The sequence below is a fragment of the Sporichthya sp. genome (genome assembly GCF_013815995.1).
Classification (GTDB): domain Bacteria; phylum Actinomycetota; class Actinomycetes; order Sporichthyales; family Sporichthyaceae; genus Sporichthya.
Map to the genome: position 1 here is coordinate 1 of NZ_JACDFE010000370.1, position 2,509 is coordinate 2,509.

Annotated in this window: 2 protein-coding genes and 1 pseudogene; 1 reads left to right on the forward strand and 2 read right to left on the reverse strand. The window is 72.7% G+C overall.

What is annotated here, in order from left to right; all coding sequences use genetic code 11:
- Positions 1-358 (forward strand): annotated as a pseudogene (locus H0X00_RS23370) (hypothetical protein); the annotation flags it as partial.
- Positions 359-412: 54 nt separating this feature from the next.
- On the opposite strand, the gene H0X00_RS23375 reads toward H0X00_RS23370, so the two are convergent.
- The gene (locus H0X00_RS23375; protein WP_293775223.1) at positions 413-1,870 is read right to left on the reverse strand and encodes an NAD(P)/FAD-dependent oxidoreductase; all 1,458 of its coding nucleotides are present in this window, start codon (positions 1,868-1,870) and stop codon (positions 413-415) included.
- On the reverse strand, positions 1,863-2,509 hold a 647-nt coding region (locus H0X00_RS23380), incomplete at its 5' end, for a transketolase C-terminal domain-containing protein (protein WP_293775225.1). The genes H0X00_RS23375 and H0X00_RS23380, both read right to left, overlap by 8 nt.

Genomic DNA, 2,509 nt, shown 5'->3' on the forward strand with positions numbered 1-2,509 from the left:
CAGCTGGGCCGAGCGGGACCCGGCCGCGGCCGCCCGCCTGTCCGCGCTGCGGGCCGGGGTCGGTGCGGTCGCCGACGCGCACAAGCTGCCGACGGAGAACCTGCTCGCTCCGGACCACCTGCGCCGGATCGCCTGGACGCCACCTGACGAGGTATCAGTTCCGGTCATCGAGCAGATTCTGACCGACTTCGGCTCCCGCCCCTGGCAGATCGATCTCGCCGCCGAGGTGATCGTGGACGGCCTCGCCGCGGCCGCCGCCGCGATCGAAGCCAAGGCCGACCCCAAGGCCGATGTCGACGACCCCGAGGACACCGACACTGACACCTACACCGAAGAACCCGCCGCCGAGGAAACGTGAAACGCAACGGATGACATCCGCAGCAAACGCAACGGATGACATCCGTCGGCGGGGTCAGTCGAGTAGGGCTTCGACCCGTTCGCGGCCGCGCTCCCACGCCAGGTGATCGAAGGTGCCCTCCGGCCCGAGGGCGTTGCCCGCCTCCCGCGCCAGCAGCAGCGCGTGGTGGGTGTTGTCGTGGAAGAACAGGCCGAACCGCCCGAACGAGGTCACCGACGGAATCCCGCGCAACCACGAGTCCAGGCCCTTCAGGTCCCGGTCGTAGCCGAGGGTGTAGCTCGGGTAGTACATCGCGGAGCGATGCACCTGGACCTCGGCCACCTTGATGTCCGGCAGGTCGGTGCGGGCCGCCGCTTCCTCCACCAGTTCGGCGAGTTCGACGTCGTTGGCGGACCAGATCTCGTCCCCAACCGCGCACGGCATTTCCGCGCACAGCACGGTGTGCCCGGTCGGGTCGTCGGAGTTGTCGCGGTAGTTGGCCGGCTCGCTGAGCCGCAGCACCGGGGTGTCGTCGGCCGGGAAATGGTGGCAGTCGAACGGACTCCAGCGACCGCCCTCGTGGACCAGGAAAACCAGCACCATCGCGCGGAAGCGCAGTCGGGTCGCGGTCTCGATCGCACCCAACGGCGGGCCGGGCCGCGTGGACCGGGCCAGCCGCGGCAGCGGCAGCGTCGAGAAGGCGTGACGACCCGTCAGGGAGGCGCCGTCCAGGGTGCGGACGATGACCGACCCGAAGGCCGGTTCGATGGCGTCGATCTCGGTGCCGAGCCGGATCGTCGCGCCCGCCGCCACCGCGGTCTCGGCCAGCACCGTGGGGATCTGCCCGAAGCCCTGGCGCGGGTAGCGGAACTCCGAGCCCGCCGCCCGGTAGCGCCGACCCGAGCGCCAGGTGATGTCGGCGCTGACGATCCGGCCGGCCGCGTCGGCGTCCAACCGGTTGCCGGGCTGGTCCCAGAGCTTCCGCGCGTAGGGCTCGTAGACCGCGTCGTAGATCCGCCGGCCGACCCGTGCCTTCATCGCGGCCGCGTAGTCCGCGCCGCCACGTCGGCGTAGCCCCGAGCGGCCGGTGTCCCAGGCCATCGCGGTCGCCATCGGGTGCGGCAGCAACCGGCGCAGGTCGGAGGTCGAGCGCTCCAGTGGTACCCAGCGGTCGGCCACGCGGACCCGGGCGGTCCGCCGCCGGGTCTGCAGGTCCCCGCCGAGCAGTTCCTCCAGGTCCGATTCGACGTCCGGGGCGAGGCGCTCGGGCAACCGATGGCTGCCGTAGTCGACCGACATCCCGGCCAGGTCGAAGCTGGCCGCCAGCCCGCCGACGTGCTCGGCGTGGTCGAGCACCAGCACACTGCGGCCACGGTGGGCGGCCCGGGCTGCGGCCGCCAGCCCGGCGGTGCCGGCGCCGAGCACCAGCAGGTCCACCGAGGTGCGCTCGGTGGAGGTGAGGGAGATCGTCTCGATGTCTGGTTGCCCCGGCGGCAGGTCGGCCGGCTCGGGCGTGCCGGCTGCGTCAGGCACGCGGCGCCGGGCGCTGCGCGCCGTCGAGAGTAGAGGTGCCCACCGGCAGACCCGCGACGATCTCCACGACCTGGCGCGAGATCTCCTGCGAGGTCAGACCGAGGTCGGTGAGCACCTCGGCGCGGGTGCCGTGGTGCAGGAACGCCGCCGGGATGCCGAAGTCGCGCAACGGGACGTGGACCCCGGAATCGCGCAGCACCTGCGCGATCGTCGAGCCGACGCCGCCGACCCGACCGGAGTCCTCGACGGTCACCACGACGCGGTGTCCGGCGGCCAGCGGCACCAGGGCGGGGTCGACCGGCTTGACCCAGCGTGGATCCACCACGGTCACGCCGACCCCATGATCGGCCAGGCGCTCGGCAATCTCCAGGCACATGGTGGCCATCGCGCCGACCGCGACCAGCAGAACGTCGGGCTCGCCGGCGCGGTGCAGGACATCGATCCCGCCGATCCGCTCGATGGCCGGGATGTCCTCGGGCGCGGCGCCCTTGGCGAACCGCACCACGGTCGGGGCGTCGTCGACAGCGAGGGCCTCGCGCAGCTGGGCGCGCAGTTGGACGGCGTCGCGCGGCGCGGCCAGGCGCAGGCCCGGGACCGGCTGCAGCATCGCCAGGTCCCACATGCCGTGGTGGCTCGCGC